Annotated in this window: 15 protein-coding genes and 1 other RNA gene; 11 read left to right on the forward strand and 5 right to left on the reverse strand. The window is 42.0% G+C overall.

The window, feature by feature from the left end; genetic code table 11:
- The first annotated feature begins 35 nt into the window (after positions 1-35).
- Complete coding sequence (locus RMY27_RS07750) at positions 36-713, forward strand: Uma2 family endonuclease (protein WP_322661937.1); 678 nt, start codon at positions 36-38, stop codon at positions 711-713.
- 70 nt (positions 714-783) lie between these two features.
- On the opposite strand, the gene RMY27_RS07755 is transcribed toward RMY27_RS07750, so the two are convergent.
- Both RMY27_RS07755 and RMY27_RS07760 read right to left on the reverse strand, forming a co-directional pair.
- On the reverse strand, positions 784-1,197 hold the full coding sequence (locus tag RMY27_RS07755) for a putative toxin-antitoxin system toxin component, PIN family (protein ID WP_322661939.1): 414 nt from the start codon (positions 1,195-1,197) through the stop codon (positions 784-786).
- The gene (locus tag RMY27_RS07760; RefSeq protein WP_322661940.1) at positions 1,194-1,433 is read right to left on the reverse strand and encodes a hypothetical protein; all 240 of its coding nucleotides are present in this window, start codon (positions 1,431-1,433) and stop codon (positions 1,194-1,196) included. Before RMY27_RS07760 ends, RMY27_RS07755 begins: the two co-directional genes overlap by 4 nt.
- A gap of 251 nt (positions 1,434-1,684) precedes the next feature.
- Between RMY27_RS07760 and RMY27_RS07765 the strand changes: the two genes are divergently transcribed.
- From RMY27_RS07765 to RMY27_RS07780, 4 genes are all read left to right on the forward strand, one after another.
- Positions 1,685-2,620 (forward strand): ferritin-like domain-containing protein, encoded by a 936-nt coding sequence (locus RMY27_RS07765; RefSeq protein WP_322661942.1) that lies wholly within the window; start codon positions 1,685-1,687, stop codon positions 2,618-2,620.
- Positions 2,621-2,643: 23 nt separating this feature from the next.
- Entirely contained in the window at positions 2,644-3,426 is a 783-nt protein-coding gene (locus tag RMY27_RS07770; protein WP_322661944.1) for an isoprenyl transferase, read from the forward strand.
- Positions 3,427-3,698: 272 nt separating this feature from the next.
- Positions 3,699-4,211 (forward strand): hypothetical protein, encoded by a 513-nt coding sequence (locus RMY27_RS07775; protein ID WP_322661946.1) that lies wholly within the window; start codon positions 3,699-3,701, stop codon positions 4,209-4,211.
- 549 nt (positions 4,212-4,760) lie between these two features.
- Positions 4,761-6,683 (forward strand): iron uptake porin, encoded by a 1,923-nt coding sequence (locus RMY27_RS07780; protein WP_322661949.1) that lies wholly within the window; start codon positions 4,761-4,763, stop codon positions 6,681-6,683.
- A gap of 655 nt (positions 6,684-7,338) precedes the next feature.
- Here RMY27_RS07780 and trxA read toward each other — a convergent pair.
- Positions 7,339-7,656, reverse strand: a complete 318-nt coding sequence (trxA, locus tag RMY27_RS07785) for a thioredoxin (RefSeq protein ID WP_109007859.1) — start codon at positions 7,654-7,656, stop codon at positions 7,339-7,341.
- A 313-nt stretch (positions 7,657-7,969) separates the two neighbouring features.
- Between trxA and fabG the strand changes: the two genes are divergently transcribed.
- Positions 7,970-8,716, forward strand: coding sequence for a 3-oxoacyl-[acyl-carrier-protein] reductase (gene fabG, locus RMY27_RS07790; protein ID WP_322661952.1), 747 nt, complete (start codon positions 7,970-7,972; stop codon positions 8,714-8,716).
- 223 nt (positions 8,717-8,939) lie between these two features.
- On the opposite strand, the gene RMY27_RS07795 is transcribed toward fabG, so the two are convergent.
- Together RMY27_RS07795 and RMY27_RS07800 are read right to left on the reverse strand one after the other, a co-directional pair.
- On the reverse strand, positions 8,940-9,203 hold the full coding sequence (locus RMY27_RS07795) for a hypothetical protein (RefSeq protein WP_322661954.1): 264 nt from the start codon (positions 9,201-9,203) through the stop codon (positions 8,940-8,942).
- Between the two features lie 289 nt (positions 9,204-9,492).
- On the reverse strand, positions 9,493-10,575 hold the full coding sequence (locus tag RMY27_RS07800; protein ID WP_322661955.1) for an MraY family glycosyltransferase: 1,083 nt from the start codon (positions 10,573-10,575) through the stop codon (positions 9,493-9,495).
- Positions 10,576-10,732: 157 nt separating this feature from the next.
- Between RMY27_RS07800 and groL the strand changes: the two genes are divergently transcribed.
- The 5 genes from groL to rnc all read left to right on the forward strand — a co-directional run bounded on the left by groL (position 10,733) and on the right by rnc (position 16,041).
- Positions 10,733-12,415 (forward strand): chaperonin GroEL, encoded by a 1,683-nt coding sequence (gene groL, locus RMY27_RS07805; protein WP_322661957.1) that lies wholly within the window; start codon positions 10,733-10,735, stop codon positions 12,413-12,415.
- Between the two features lie 353 nt (positions 12,416-12,768).
- Positions 12,769-13,905 (forward strand): magnesium/cobalt transporter CorA, encoded by a 1,137-nt coding sequence (gene corA / locus RMY27_RS07810; protein WP_322661959.1) that lies wholly within the window; start codon positions 12,769-12,771, stop codon positions 13,903-13,905.
- Between the two features lie 70 nt (positions 13,906-13,975).
- On the forward strand, positions 13,976-14,671 hold the full coding sequence (locus RMY27_RS07815; RefSeq protein WP_322661960.1) for a hypothetical protein: 696 nt from the start codon (positions 13,976-13,978) through the stop codon (positions 14,669-14,671).
- 49 nt (positions 14,672-14,720) lie between these two features.
- Positions 14,721-15,140: RNase P RNA component class A (gene rnpB / locus RMY27_RS07820), an RNA gene on the forward strand.
- 181 nt (positions 15,141-15,321) lie between these two features.
- Positions 15,322-16,041, forward strand: coding sequence for a ribonuclease III (rnc, locus tag RMY27_RS07825; RefSeq protein ID WP_322661962.1), 720 nt, complete (start codon positions 15,322-15,324; stop codon positions 16,039-16,041).
- Positions 16,042-16,051: the final 10 nt, after the last annotated feature.

Raw genomic sequence — 16,051 nt, forward strand, 5'->3', positions numbered from 1 at the left:
AAACTCATTAGGTCATCTCAGCACCATCATTACTTATGGTGAAATCAGATCCCCGGCAATTGCCTAGCAGTGCTGAACTTCCTTGTTCAGACGATACACCTGTGGATAACGAAGACCAGAACTTTATTCCTAACCTGCTTCTCTTCTTGCTGCAATATATTTGGGCAAACCGGAATGACTGGTTTTTCAGCGTGGATATGGGCGTTTACCATACCACAGGGGTTAATCCACTTGTACCGATTGTCCCAGACGGATTTTTGAGCTTAGGTGTAGAACGCCGTAAGGCAGATAAATCTCGTAAAAGTTACGTTGTTTGGGAAGAAAACAACATTGTGCCTATCTTGGCTTTAGAAATTGTCTCTTTAACTCCGGGTGGAGAATACGACAAAAAATTAGACACTTATGCCAAGTTAGGGGTACTGTACTACATTATTTATAATCCAGAGTATTGGCAAAGAGACCGTCACCAACCTTTTGAAGTTTATCGCTTAGTAGATGGTAGCTATCAACTGCAAATTGGTGAACCCTTTTGGATGCCAGAAATTAGTTTGGGAATTGGTAGAGGGCAATACGTATCTGGTAATATCCAGCGTCAGGTTTTGTATTGGTATGACCAACAAGGAAATCGCTATCAAACTCCAGAAGAACAGCTTGAATTAGCGCAAAAACAACTTGAGCGTTATCGTCAACAATTTGGTGAACTTCCAGAATAAGGAAAGCATTAGTATTAAGATTTATACTATGTGTTATGCCGCTATCTTACGCAGCCTACCAGATTGAAGCTTATTCCCTCACATCACAAACTAACCTTTTAAATAAAGACAGAGAAATAATAGTTGTGTTTAACAAACTTTGCGCTTCATTAAAATCAGCATCACCCGTAATAAAAAAATCTGCTCCTGCGGCAATAGCACAAGCTAAAAACTTTGCATCTTTCCTATCTCTGGGGAAATCAACCTCCACATCCACATTAATTAGTATTGTCACTGAATCAATTAAATAAACCCATCTTTCGTATTGTGCCTCAGTTAATTTTAAACGAGGACGCTTTAAAACTTCCTTATACTCTGCGATAATCTCTGCCGATACAACCCACTCAAAAGCAGAATTATTAATCAAAAATAAAATCACTGCCTCTGGATTTTTATCAGCTATAGCAGCAGAGACTACGATATTAGTATCAATAATAACTTTCATTCTCCCTGTCTATAAGCTTCAATTTCTGCTGCTATCTCTTCATTAGTTAAAGGATTATCTGCGTGTATTGCTTGTATTTCTTTGAATAACTTTTTTAGTTCTTCTGCTAAAGTAACCCTTTGATTATCGTCTGTTAAAATAATCACCTCAACTCTCTGTCCTGCTTTAAATGGTAAATCAGATAATACTAACTGCTTTGGATCTGCAATGGTGATATATGTTTTATAAGCGTTCATGATTTATCCTGTTACTCAACTTTTATCTACCCTTGTTCTAACAATTTTGCCGCATTCTCTGCAATTCTCTCTTCTAAGTTTGTAAAGTCGTCTTAGAAGGGCGAGGTTTGAAACCAAAATTTTCTGTAACCAACTTTTTCCCCGACTTTTGCAACCCGATCGCATAAAACTGCCGACTTCAACCGACTGACAAAAGGAAGTGCGATCGCTTAGGCTATTGGGTATAGAGATAAAAATTTAAGTATAAAAATATGCTTAACATCCTCAGCCCAATTGCAGAAGATTTAGCAGGTCAAAGCTATCTCAGTCCTGATTACTTGCAAACACAGCGCCGCATTCGTTCACTCATAGACAAATATATTGCAGTCGAAAAACTACATGAGCGTCTGCAAGATTTACCGATACAGTTTGCCAATCCCCAACCGCGTCCGTGGAAACTCATTGATTGGCAAACAATTAACCGCAATCAAATTATCGGTTTAGACGCAGAGGTATTTTTATCTATATTGATCGGTGCGATGGATACAGAAGCTCCGATTCGCGGCTATACCCAAACCAGTCGGCAGTATTTGGAAAAATTGCATCCTCAAATGGCTCGGTTTGTTGGTGGAACAGTCGGTAAAGATGGCGACTTGCTGGAACTTGGTTTATGGGAAAAGGAAGAACGTCAGCACACACCAGCATTAATCAAAATCTACACCCAATTAACAGATGAGAAAATTACCCCAAAACTTCGGACTGTTAGAAGCTATCTCCCCACAGATGACGCCAACGAAGATTTATATCGCCACGGATTACACCGCATTGCCACAGAATATGGTGCAACCTGTCTTTATATTTGGTTGATGGCTCACACCACTGGCGCACTCCAGGATGTTCTAGAGGAACTAGCACAGGATGAAATCAACCACATGACCAAATTCTGGGGGTTTGGAGTCTGGGCTTTTCCTGATACTGGGTTGATGCGAATTGGACGCACGCTAATCAAAACGCGATCGCAAAATTATCAGCGTAACAACCTGATGCGTACTCTCCGCCGCATGATGGGTACCCTCAACTGGAATGCTTGGTCATTAACCAACAAAACAACTCTCCTCTTCACCTTCACTTACACAATGCATCGCTTGTGGAGTTGGAACAATAGCCTCACACCAGAGTATTTACAAAATTTATTTGAAACTAATTAGTCAAAACAAAGGACAAATGACAAATGACAAATACTTCGGCTTCGCTCAGTACAAGTGACAAATCAAAATTGCCCACCGATTTAAATCCCCAAAAAATACCCCAACATATCGCCGTCATCATGGATGGTAACGGCCGATGGGCAACTAGTCGAGGATTACCGCGCATCGCTGGACATCGCCAAGGAGCAAAAACGCTCAAAGAACTATTGCGTTGCTGCAAGGATTGGGGAATCAAAGCTTTGACAGCCTATGCTTTCTCAACAGAAAATTGGCAGCGTCCCATTGAAGAAGTGAATTTTCTGATGCATTTGTTTGAGCGATTACTACGCCGCGAGTTGGCTCAGATGCATCAAGAAGGTGTACGAATCTCCTTTATTGGAGATTTATCGGCTTTACCTGAGTCTCTACAGACAGAAATGGAACGTTCAATGACAGAGACGTTGAATAATCAAGCAATCCACTTTACTGTTGCAGTCAACTACGGTAGCCGCAACGAAATTACCAGAGTTTGCCGTCAGGTAGCTCAACTCGTAGAACAGGGCGAACTCAGTGCCCAAGAGGTGAATGAAAGTCTTGTAGAACAACATCTCTACACAGCAGATACTCTAGAACCCGATTTGCTGATTCGTACTAGCGGTGAGATGCGATTGAGTAATTTTCTCTTGTGGCAAATGGCGTATACAGAAATGTATTTCACCAATATTCTTTGGCCAGATTTTAATAAAGAAGCATTTCATCAGGCTTTGTTGAGCTACCAAAATCGCGATCGCCGTTTTGGTCAAGTTAAAGCTTCATTATCAGCTTAGTGTACCAAACACCAGACATCACGTGAACGAGGCAGGAGGCAGTATTTCGACTACGCTCAACAACCGGGCAATATTCCTTCTGCCTTTCTTGATAAAGTAAAAGCACCCATATTACCAGGATGGTATATGAGCGCTCACAAATAAAACATTATCGAGGATAATCTATCTGCTATGACAGACCGAAGTAACTATAAGAATAGCAGGCACTGGGTAAATAAACTGCAAGGGTAGTTACAAATGTTTTGTTAAAAATATTACTTACCGTCAATAGGATGCTTGATTTAGGCAAAATCCAATCGATTGCGGAATCCTATTCTCCCCAAGAACTCTTCGCTGGCCTGGTTTGGCAGCGTCGTTTTAATGAGTTTGATGGCGAAGAAGTGATTACTGACCTTTCCAACCACAGAAATTTATGGTCAAGCTTTCTGTTCACAAAACCAATCTTTGCACCAGATGAAAACGGTTTAAGCTTTGGTGGGATGGTCGATACCCTACTTGCAATGGCAAACTATCGTCCCATGCCTGAAACCAGCATCATCCATTTCATTGCCTATCCTGCTGATACACTGTACATTCTGACAGAGAACCAAGACACAAAAGTGTCTGAGCTTTTAGACTTGGGCAAAAAATGGCGGGCTGACTCAGTAGAGGTAAGTGATGGCACGAATGAAGACTACGGTTTGCGCCTGAAGGGCCGACTGAGAACTAGATTGGAAGGGGCGCTATTAGGTGAAGAGGTTCATCGGGATTCTGATGCCGTCATTGTTTGTTATTGGTGGGATTGAATTATTGAAATATCTCAATCAGAGAAATTGTGTGCTACAATATACTACTTTCCTCCCGATCTTAGCGTGCACCTAGATTGAGCAGCGATCGCGGTTTCTTGATTTTTTTGAACAAATTATTTTTTGCTAGGTATTGAGCCGAAATCCTCGGCTCAATACCTGTATTCATTATCACAAAATGAGACTTATTTAATTATTGTTTTGTCAATATAGGAATCCGATTTTATATTTGAACAGAGAAAATTTGAAAGGCTTATGAATCAAGCATCCTACGGAATGTAATGTTCATAAACCATTGAGTATTTACTATAGTTACTATAGAAACTATCAATATAATTTATTGTTAATTCTTTCCAAAAATAGTATTTACTATAATTTAATACTTGCGATATAAGCTGATGTTTTGATAAGTCAATTCAGAAAAAATCCTGAAATAAAAAATTTAAAGTTAACAAGATTCTCTTGCTAAATCTACTTTAAATTTACTTGTCAATCCATTTTAAAATCGCGATCAATTTTCCTACTATTTTATAGGTGTTGGGAGTTATCATGGCAAAATATCTACTAGCTTCTGCTAGTGGGATGGGATTTTTATGTTTAATTGCCGGGTTATCACCTGTGCAAGCCCTTCCTAGTTTAGAAATTACAGATAAAAACGTAGCTGTTAATCAAGATGATGGCAGCTATCAAAAAAACGATTCTCATCAAAGCAATTTAACAAATAATATCTCCAGGAAATTGTTGATTAATGAGAGTCAAAAAAACTTATCCTCAGTCAATCAACAGCCAAAAAATCAAGATTTAGAAGTAGATTCTTCTGTTAACTTGTGGCAGCCAATCACACCACAATCTGCAAGTTCATCTCCAACCTCATACAAACTTGCACAAGTAACATCCGTATCCCAATTGTCTGATGTACAGCCGACTGATTGGGCCTTTCAAGCACTCCAATCTTTAGTCGAGCGCTATGGTTGTATCGCAGGTTATCCCAATCAAACCTATCGCGGTAATCGGGCGATGACTCGCTATGAATTTGCTGCTGGCTTAAATGCTTGTTTAGAGCGTATCAACGAACTGATTGCGACTGCAACTGGTGATTTGGTCAAGAAAGAAGATTTAACCACCTTGCAGAAACTACAAGAACAATTTGCGGCGGAATTGGTAACATTGCGGGGTCGAGTAGATGCTGTAGAAGCTCGCACAGCAGAACTAGAAGCAAATCAGTTTTCTACGACTACTAAACTCAATGGTGAGGTAATTATTGCTGGTGTTGGTGCTAGCGGCGGCGCTCCTAATGACAGTGACCCGAACATCATCCTAGTCAATAGAGTGCGGTTAAATCTCACCACTAGCTTTACTGGTAAAGATTCATTAATTACTGGATTGCAAGCTTATAACTTTTTAGGTGGAGCCGATGGACAGGGTAGCCTGCAAGAAAGCTTAGGATTAGCTTCGCCGCTTTTAAGTGCAAGTAGCGCTCGTACAAGTTTTGAGCCGCAATTTCCGGGGTTAAATGTCAATACTTTGTCGAGCGTTGGCGCAAACAGTGTTCAGATTTACAAATTGCTGTATATCTTTCCTGTCGCTAATAAATTAACTTTGTTTGGGGGAACTGCGGCGGAAACATCAGATGCTTTCCCAGCAATTACGCCTTTTTATGGTGAAGGACAAGAGTCAATTTCTCGTTTTGGCAACTTGAATCCTGTGGTACGGATTTCTGGTGGAACTTCGGGTACTGGTTTAGCATCGGCGGCGGGATTCATTTTTAATATTTCGCCAAATTTGGATTTAAGAGCTTTATATGGCAATCCAAATGCCAATTTAACCCAAAAATCTGCCACTGAGGCAGTACCAGGAACAGGAGTTTCTACTACACCTTTGGGAGCAGGTTTATTTAGTGGTAGTAGTGTTATTGCCACACAGTTAACCTTCAAGCCAAGCCCCGCTTTCGATATTGGTTTAAACTATGCCCACAGTTATCACGAAATCAATATTTTGGGTACAGGATTAGTTAGTAGTGATATCGGTGCTTTAGCAGGGGTTGCAGCAGGGACACCAGTCACACTCAACTCTGTTGGGGGTACGCTAACATGGCGATTGTCTCCCAAGATAGCCTTATCTGGCTACGGTGCAGCACTATTTGTTGATGCTGCTTCCAATAGTGTGAATGCTTCCACCACCTTTACAAGTTGGATGGCGGGAGTTCACTTCAGAGATTTATTCAAGTCAGGAAACACTGCTGGGATTCTTTTTGGTCAGCCGCTTTTCCGTAGTGATACTGGTGGTTCTGCTCAACTTACCCCTACAGGCGAGAATCGGGCGACTCCTTACCATTTAGAAGCCTATTACCGCCTTCAAGTTAGCGATAATATCAGCATTACCCCTGGTGCGTTTGTTCTCTTTAACCCAGAAGGTAACAGCAACAATGAGACTACGACTGTAGGTGTACTTCGGACTACTTTTACATTTTAAGAGATTGAAAGTATGGTTAAAATCCCCCAATAAATTGGGGGATTTTGGGATTGGGTAACAAAGTTCACAGTCATAACAAAAAAATAACACTCCTGAAAAGGAGTGTCGAGGATAAAATAATGGCTAATAAAAAATAGTAACTCGCTGAATGATTATCGAGTAATCTTATTTTATGTTTTAGAAAAATATGGTGGCTTCACCCAAAATATGCTGTTCAAAGCTGGCGCGATGCTACGGCGGGCTATGTATGCTGCACTAAAAATAGAGATAACCTAATTGTTTTTTCTACGTGAGTTAGCAGTTTGATTTGAAATTTGGTGCTTTTGTATAACGCGCTCAATCTGGCAAGTCACCGCATCTATTCTATGTTTAACTTTATCAAAGTCAATATTCACCCAAATATAGGCTTTGTCAGGTTTTTGCTGCTTATAATTCATATATTGCTTTACTTGTCAAGATATTTTGTTATATCTATACAATATATACATCTCAACTTCTAAACTACTTTCTCTAGACATATAAGTAGATATGCTTAATATTTACTTAAGATTTTACTGGGTGATTCGTAGGGCTATAGCTAGCTGTGCTACCCCATTAAAAAAGACGCGATATTACGCGCCTCTGGCAGCTAAAATCCAAATTTTAAGTTTTAGACTTAAACCTTTGTTTGTAGATATTGTACTAACTGCGGTGCTTGCATCACTCCCTCTATCCGATCCACAGGCTGACCCTGCTTAAATAGTACTAAGGTTGGTAGAGCGGCAATTTTATACTGAGTAGCCAAATCTGTGTATTTCTCTGTGTCGATTTTAACAATTCGCAGGCGATCCTTAAGTTGGGCATTGACTTGCTCTAAAATTGGCACCATCATTTGGCATGGGCCACACCAGTCAGCGTAAAAATCTACTAATACAGGTACATCAGAAGCAGACAGCATCTCTTCAAAGCTGTTAAATTGCTTTTTAGTTGCCATATGATACACACCGATTTTCAATTGTTTGTTTCAATAGTAATTCTTAGAAAATAAAAGCGGTATAGGTTCATGGGTTTTTGTTGGAAAAGGATTAAATTAGTCAATATATAATGATTTGCCAGCAAAAAATATTAAATAATTATAATAAAAACCGTATATCATTCTTGTTTGTGTATATGGATTAAATATGTGTTTAAACCTATCCTGACCAAGCAAAGAACTATAGATATTTAATTATCCAGACAATATTCAGATGTTCCCGAAATCACCATAAGATAATTAGCGCGGTATTTCTAAGATTGAGGAACATTAAATGACACTATTACAAGATAAAGTCGCAATTGTCACAGGTGCATCACGAGGAATTGGCCGAGCGATCGCAATTGAATTAGCCACACAGGGAGCGATCGCAGTTGTTAATTATGCCAGTTCTAGTGCAGCTGCTGAGGCAGTTGTTGCAGAAATTACCGAAGCAGGAGGTCAGGCGATCGCTATCCAGGCTGACGTTTCTAAAGGCGATCAAGTAGACGCATTAGTTAACGCCGTCACGGAAAAGTTCAGCCGTGTGGATATTTTGGTCAACAACGCCGGAATTACCCGCGACACACTGCTTTTGCGTTTGAAGCCAGAAGATTGGCAAGCAGTGATAGACCTAAATCTAACTGGTGTTTTCTTATGTACACGTGCCGTCAGTAAAATTATGCTGAAGCAGCGATCGGGGCGGATTATCAACATTACCTCTGTTGCTGGGCAAATGGGCAACCCAGGCCAGTCAAACTATAGTGCCGCCAAAGCAGGTGTCATCGGCTTCACCAAAAGCGTTGCCAAAGAACTCGCTACTCGCGGTATCACCGTTAACGCTGTCGCCCCTGGATTCATCACCACTGACATGACCAGCGATCTCAACAACCCCGAAGATATTCTCAAATACATCCCACTTGGTCGCTTCGGCCAACCTGAAGAAGTCGCTGGTCTGGTGCGCTTTCTCGCCGCCGACCCCGCCGCAGCCTACATCACTGGGCAAGTCTTTAACGTCGATGGTGGTATGGTCATGGCGTAATACCAATTTGAAAAAAGAATGCGACAAATAGACCATTTGTAGAGACGCGATTCATCACGTCTACAGCAATTTTCGTAGGGTGTGTTACGCTTGCGGCGTAACGCACCGATTTTATCTCAGGTAGTTCACTCTCGTAAATCGAGTATCAGCATATAAACATTCGGTTTTAATTTATTCTACAAAGTTCTTAATAGTAATTTTTTGTTTTTTGAGTTGATAAATATTATGTATTTACTTTATTCGTTGCTTGAGGTGTAAATATTTTTTGTTCTTGGTTTACTAATTTTGTAAATGGCTCTTCATCAGCATTATTTATTTTTAGGTATTTCTTTACATATTTTTTTAATAGTTGCTGACTCACAATAATCAGTGCATCTGAATTTTGTTGTCTGTTACCACTTACAGTCCAATCTTTCTGTTTTATAGATTGTTTAATCTGTTCAATCCCATCTGGTGATGCCTTGATGTGTGTCCTAATTTTTACCACTGCTTGTTTGCGATCGCTCTACTCAATTAGCTCCCGATCGAATCCCGATCTGACTAGTGTTGGTCTTGAGAGTATGGATAAAGTTCCTCAAGGGACAACAACTGGTTTGCTGTGGTGATGATGGACAAGACCAAAAAAATGTCTCATGATGCCAATCGTCAGATGTTGAAAGAAGCTTAGAAAAACACCAAAAGACCGCCAAATTGGCCTTTGGACTAGTTTTGGACTGGTTGTATCTGGTGTTTGATGGTGGGTGAAGGCGATCGCGCTTAACCCACCCGACAAGCAACTAAGGCTGTTGGCGTATCCTTTGCCAGACTGTAAAGCCCAAAAGCAGGATGATGCTAGTGGCAGTAGTCAGCATCACAGCCAAACTCATACCTTGTATTCTCATCGCCAGCAAGTTGAAAACTAAGGTAACTGACCAAAGCGTAAACGCAGCATGGCGCTGGGAGAGTCCCCAAGCAAGTAAGCGGTGGTGCAGATGGTCTTTACCAGGAGTACTCAGAGGGTTATTTCCTGCTAGTAGACGCCGCACAAATACTTGAGTAGTGTCTAGTACCGGTAACAACAGAAATAAAACCGTAGGAATTAGCGCATAAACTGTGTTTTGTTGCAGTTTCCCTAAAATACTAGTTGCTGCCAACACATAACCAAAAAAGTATGCTCCAGCATCACCCATAATAATTCGTGATGGATGGAAATTATGGCGCAAAAATCCTAGTGCAGCACCTCCCAAAGCTGCAAGTACCAAGATTGCCGCTGCACGATTGTTAAATTGAGCAGCAACGCCCAACAAACTCATGGCGGTAATAAAGCTAATTCCTCCTGCCAAGCCATCCATACCATCCATCAAGTTGATGGCGTTGGTAATCCCTACTACCCATAGTACTGTTAGCAATATGGACAGAAGCGAGTCGATGGGCGTGCCAAACAGGACTTTGACGCTGATGCCATTAGCTACCAGTAACAGTGCCGTGACAATTTGCGCCCACAATCGAACAGATGGCGGTAAGCCAAATTGATCGTCAATAAAGCCTACAAGGACTAATATCGAACCCCCCAACAGAATAGTGAGCACCTGAGCCAATACGTTTTGGAGTTCGATCGGTCGTAAAAGGCTAGCTAATACCAGCGCGGCAATGACACCCGCGTAGATAGCCAGCCCCCCGGCATTGGGTAAAGGTTCTCGGTTGAGTCGCCGTGCGTTGGGTTGGTCAGCCCAACCTACCCGCAAGGCGAATTTGCGTACTATCGGAATTAAACGCCAAGTTACAACCCAAGCCAAGAGGAACGTAAATACTACTGCCAACCAGCCGGTGCCGCTAGGGTCGGCAATACCAAGGGACTTAAGGGAGTTGTCTAGATTCATCTCCCAATTCAAGCATTACTGCCAGTATCTAATATGAGCATCACCTGTATATTAATCAATTTTTTTATTTCCATTTGTAACTTGAGCAGATTGAGAGATTAGCACTCTGGCGCTGTGAGTGCTAAATTGTCTAATGGAAGCGCTGGAGAAATGAAACATGGCGAAAATTATTGCATTTGACGAGGAATCTCGGAGAGCTCTAGAAAGGGGTGTTAACGCCCTTGCCGATGCTGTAAAAATCACCTTGGGGCCTAAAGGTCGCAATGTCCTTTTAGAGAAAAAATTTGGCGCACCTCAAATTGTCAACGATGGTATCACTGTTGCCAAGGAAATTGAATTAGAAGATCCTTTGGAAAATACTGGTGCAAGACTCATCCAGGAAGTGGCCTCAAAAACTAAAGATGTCGCTGGGGATGGGACAACCACCGCCACAGTTTTAGCACAAGCTTTGATCCGGGAAGGTTTGAAAAACGTCGCGGCGGGTAGTAACCCTGTTAGCTTGAAGCGCGGGATCGACAAAACTATTGAGGCACTGGTAGAAGAAATTGCCAAAATAGCCAAGCCTGTAGAAGGAAGTGCGATCGCTCAAGTTGCCACTGTTTCTGCTGGTAACGATGAAGAAGTTGGCCAAATGTTAGCTCAAGCAATGGAAAAAGTCACCAAAGATGGTGTAATTACCGTTGAAGAATCTAAATCCCTGACAACTGAACTAGAAGTAGTTGAGGGGATGCAGATTGACAGGGGTTATATTTCTCCCTACTTCGTCACCAACAACGAACGGCAAATCGTCGAATTTGAAAACGCTCGGATCTTGGTGACAGATAAAAAAATCAGCAGCATCCAAGATTTAGTGCCAATTTTGGAAAAAGTTGCCCGCTCAGGTCAGCCTTTGCTAATTATTGCTGAAGATGTTGAAGGTGATGCTTTGGCAACTTTGGTGGTGAACAAAGCGCGCGGTGTACTAGCCGTGGCTGGGATTAAAGCACCTGGCTTTGGCGATCGCCGCAAAGCTTTGTTAGAAGATATTGCGATTCTCACCGATGGACAGTTGATTTCGGAAGAAATCGGCTTAAGTTTGGATACTGCTGCTCTAGAAGCGCTGGGAACTGCCCGCAAAATCACCATTGACAAAGAAAGCACCACAATTGTCGCCGGCAGTGTCACCAAGCCAGAAGTACAAAAGCGGATTGGTCAAATTCGCAGACAGTTGGAAGAAACTGATTCTGACTACGATCGAGAAAAACTCCAAGAACGCATCGCCAAGCTCGCTGGCGGCGTGGCAGTGATTAAAGTGGGTGCGGCAACCGAAACCGAACTCAAAGACCGTAAACTGCGGATTGAAGACGCGCTCAACGCTACAAAAGCTGCTGTGGAAGAAGGTATTGTTCCTGGTGGTGGAACAACCTTAATTCACTTAGCTAAGGCGGTAGAAGCGATTAAAAAGACCCTAGAAAATGACGAAGAAAGAATTGGGGCTGATATTGTCGAACGAGCGCTAGAAGCCCCCTTGCGCCAAATAGCAGATAACGCTGGTGCTGAAGGTTCTGTGATTGTCTCTAGAGTCCGCGAGAGCGACATTAACATTGGCTATAACGCTGCTACTGGCGAATTTGAAGACTTGATTGCTGCTGGTATTATCGACCCTGCCAAAGTCGTGCGTTCAGCTTTGCAAAATGCTGGTTCCATTGCTGGTTTGGTCTTAACCACCGAAGCGATCGTTGTTGAAAAGCCAGAGAAGAAATCCGCTGCTCCTGCCCCTGACATGGGCGGCATGGGCGGCATGGGCGGCATGGGTGGCATGGGTGGCATGGGCGGCATGGGCGGCATGGGTATGTTCTAACTTTTGCTCACCCAGATAAATATTTTTTTAGCAGTTTGTCTTGCCAAGGCAAACTGTTTTTTTGTAGCATTGCTGATTCAAAGGCAATATGCTATACCAATTCGTAATTTGTAATGACGCTCTCTACGAGACGCTAAAAGCGGACGCAGACTCGCTACCGCTACGCTAACGTAATTGAGATTCGTCAGATTAAATCTGGCTGATGACCAAATTAGCAACCTAAATAATTGCTTAATTTAGAAATTACCGTCTTTATATTAATTTTTGTAAAATGACGTGTAAGTTATTTTTATGTCCTTTGTTATTCACTAACGACAAATGACAAATGACTAATCACTATTAGGTAATATTGCATGGCACGAAAACTGCATCGCCTTCCCAAAATACTAAACAAACCACATGATGATGAGTTCTATCACCAACCAGGGACTATACCTGGAACCATTTTTATTGATGCAGATGCACCACCACCGATAATTTTTTTGATTGACTATAACCAAACCAATTTCATCCGTGAGCAAATAGCAACTCCAGAGGAGTGTGCCCCATATCTTGATAGCGAATCCATTTCTTGGGTAGATGTACAAGGTTTAGGTAGTCAAGACATATTACAACGATTGGGTAATGTTTTTAAGTTACATCCTCTAGTTTTAGAAGATGTAGTCAATGTACCAGAGCGTCCCAAAACAGAAGATTATGAAGATCAATTGCTTTTTATTGCCCGGATGGTAGTAGCAAAAGAAAGAACATGTGGTTTTTATAGCGAGCAAGTGAGTTTGATATTAGGAAAAAATTATTTACTGACCGTACAAGAGGAACCAGAACATGATTGCTTTGAAGCGGTGCGATCGCGAATTGAAAAAAACAAAGGTATCATCCGTAAACAGGGAGCGGATTATTTAGCTTATGCTCTGTTAGATGCAATTATTGATGGCTTTTTCCCAGTACTGGAGCTTTATGGTGAGCGAATCGAAGAGTTGGAGGAGGAAGTAATAGTTAAACCTACCCCACAAACACTACAAAGTATTTATCAAATTAGGCGAGAATTACTGCAACTACGTCGTGCTATCTGGCCCCAGCGCGATGCAATTAATTCCTTGATTCGAGATAGCAGTGATTTGATTGGTGAAGAAGTGCGAATCTACCTGCGAGATTGTTATGACCATACAGTACAAGTGATGGATATGGTGGAAACTTACCGAGAACTAGCATCTGGATTAATGGATGTGTACCTTTCGGCAGTGAGTAATAAAATGAATGAAATCATGAAGGTACTAACGGTAGTTTCAACAATTTTTATTCCCCTGACTTTTGTAGCCGGAATATATGGTATGAATTTCAATACTGAAAAATCGCCATATAATATGCCTGAGTTGAACTGGTATTGGGGCTATCCACTTTGCTGGGCAGTGATGTTAGCGATCGCATTTAGTTTGCTATTCTTTTTTTGGCGAAGAGGCTGGCTGCAAAATTCTGTAGTAATCAAATAAAATTAAAAATTGCAGATGAGCAATGAGACGAATATATATTCATTATTACCGGGAGTTAAGATTCTGAGTTATGAGGAGTAGCGACCAGAATTTAGTAGTTTTGACGATTTATATTATCGGTGTTTCTTATGTTTTCAACCGCATGATTGAATCCATCGATGACCAAGTTAAATTTGAGTTTAAAAAAGGAATCGTTGACGAGCAACTCAAAGAACAAAATCTCGATGATAAAATTGGAATTTCCTTTAAACTCAAATCCTCATACCCAATTGACGATTTGAAAGATTTAGGAATGAGCATTGAAAATAAATCCGATCAGGTTGCTATATACGTTGACTGGGACAACAGTTCTTTAGTAGTTGAACATAGCAAGCAATCGCGCCGCGTGATTCGGAAATCACCAGACTTAACCCGCGACTTAGCAGTACCCCAAAGTCCGAGCCTGATTGCTCCCAAGAAAACACTTTCTGAAACAGTGACAGCAGAAGACGTTTTCGAGCGCGATCAAGTAGCTGGAACCTATTCAGCAAAAAAACCACTAATTGATATCAATGGACTAAAAAAAGGGCAAAAAAAGTTGTACAACGACTTTATTAACAGAAGAAAAGAGCTGGACTTTTCCCTGCAATTGGTGCTTAGGATATCTGAGGTGCGTTTAGGTCTAGCTCCAGGCCGTGATTTTCCTCCCATTAGCATTATCAATTGTCCTTTCACAGTTAGGAAACTACCTTGGACTTACGCTCTACCTTGGAATAAAAAAAAGTAATGCCATGTCAACATACTACGCCAACCAAAGATTACACTGGATCTAAGGAGAGAGTAGGCGCAGGCAGTTGCAGATCAGTCATAGTTACTGGTTTGAGGAAAGTCCGGACTCTCGAAAGACCAAACTTGCTGGATAACGTCCAGTGCGAGCGATCGTGAGGATAGTGCCACAGAAAGATACCGCCTTTTCAGTGAACAGTGAACAGTTACCAGTAAACAGTTAATACTTGATAACTGATAACTGATAACTGAATAGGGTAAGGGTGCAAAGGTGCGGTAAGAGCGCACCAGCAGTATCGAGAGGTGCTGGCTCGGTAAACCCCGGTTGGGAGCAAGGCGATAGGAACTACGGTTGGTCTTTTACCAGTTCCGCTCAATGAGAGCCGCTTGAGGTGTTTGGTAACAAACGTCCCAGATAGATAACTGCCCTCGCAAGAGAACAGAACCCGGCTTATGTCCTGCTCTCTCCCCCCTTTTTTAGTGCTGAGTGCTGAGTGCTGAGTGCTGAGTTAGGAGTTAGGAGTCAGAAGTTAGTATTTTTTGTCTGCTCCCCCTACCTTCCCTGCTCCCCTGCTCCCCTGCCCCTCCGCCCCTTTGCCCCTCCGCCCGTCCGCCCCTTTGCCCCTCCGCCCCCCTTCCCCTTATCATGTAATGTCCCTTGCCTATCCACGCCGTCAGCGGCAACTCGAAAGTTTAGTCCAAAAATTTGGTTTGTCGCTAGAAGCACCTATAAAGTGGGAATTGCTAGATCTAGCGCTTACTCATCCCACTGTCTCTGATTCGGCAAATTATGAACAGCTAGAGTTTGTTGGCGATGCAGTGGTGCGGCTGGTGTCGGCTGTTGTTTTATGGGAAAATTATCCCGATTGTCCAGTAGGGGATTTTGCGGCGATTCGTTCGGTATTGGTGAGCGATCGCATTCTCGCCCAATTGGCCAGAGTTTATGGTTTAGAGTTATACTTACTAGTCGCTGGCAGTGCTACCGCTGATAAAGTTGGTCTAGAGTCACGACTGGCAGATGCCTTTGAAGCAGTTTTAGGTGCGCTTTACTTAAGTACTCAAAATCTGGAATTGATTCGCTCTTGGCTAGATCCCCACTTTCACCAACTAGCAACAGAAATTCGCCTCGATCCTGCCAGACTTAATTACAAAGCTGCTTTGCAAGAATGGACTCAGGCGCAATTTAAAGTTTTACCAGAATATCGGGTTGTGGAAGTCACTCAACCACATCGCAATCAAGAACGTTTCATAGCTGAAGTGTGGCTGCACGGAAACAAACTAGGAGTTGGTAAGGGGCGATCGATCAAAACGGCTGAACAAGCTGCAGCTAAAGTAGCTTTCTTAGCAATTCCTAATCCGCAAATACCCTGATCTTAAAAGA

Origin of the sequence: Nostoc sp. DedQUE09, from assembly GCF_034530915.1 — a bacterium.
In the GTDB taxonomy this organism is placed as follows: domain Bacteria; phylum Cyanobacteriota; class Cyanobacteriia; order Cyanobacteriales; family Nostocaceae; genus Nostoc.

Coding starts and splice junctions, on each gene's coding strand:
- RMY27_RS07800 (WP_322661955.1), bottom strand. CDS start 10,575: ATGAATCTAGACAACTCCCTTAAGTCCCTTGGTATTGCCGACCCTAGC.
- RMY27_RS07755 (WP_322661939.1), bottom strand. CDS start 1,197: ATGAAAGTTATTATTGATACTAATATCGTAGTCTCTGCTGCTATAGCT.
- fabG (WP_322661952.1), top strand. CDS start 7,970: ATGACACTATTACAAGATAAAGTCGCAATTGTCACAGGTGCATCACGA.
- RMY27_RS07815 (WP_322661960.1), top strand. CDS start 13,976: ATGAGGAGTAGCGACCAGAATTTAGTAGTTTTGACGATTTATATTATC.
- RMY27_RS07750 (WP_322661937.1), top strand. CDS start 36: ATGGTGAAATCAGATCCCCGGCAATTGCCTAGCAGTGCTGAACTTCCT.
- RMY27_RS07780 (WP_322661949.1), top strand. CDS start 4,761: ATGGCAAAATATCTACTAGCTTCTGCTAGTGGGATGGGATTTTTATGT.
- corA (WP_322661959.1), top strand. CDS start 12,769: ATGGCACGAAAACTGCATCGCCTTCCCAAAATACTAAACAAACCACAT.
- RMY27_RS07760 (WP_322661940.1), bottom strand. CDS start 1,433: ATGAACGCTTATAAAACATATATCACCATTGCAGATCCAAAGCAGTTA.
- groL (WP_322661957.1), top strand. CDS start 10,733: ATGGCGAAAATTATTGCATTTGACGAGGAATCTCGGAGAGCTCTAGAA.
- RMY27_RS07765 (WP_322661942.1), top strand. CDS start 1,685: ATGCTTAACATCCTCAGCCCAATTGCAGAAGATTTAGCAGGTCAAAGC.
- RMY27_RS07770 (WP_322661944.1), top strand. CDS start 2,644: ATGACAAATACTTCGGCTTCGCTCAGTACAAGTGACAAATCAAAATTG.
- rnc (WP_322661962.1), top strand. CDS start 15,322: ATGTCCCTTGCCTATCCACGCCGTCAGCGGCAACTCGAAAGTTTAGTC.
- RMY27_RS07775 (WP_322661946.1), top strand. CDS start 3,699: ATGCTTGATTTAGGCAAAATCCAATCGATTGCGGAATCCTATTCTCCC.
- trxA (WP_109007859.1), bottom strand. CDS start 7,656: ATGGCAACTAAAAAGCAATTTAACAGCTTTGAAGAGATGCTGTCTGCT.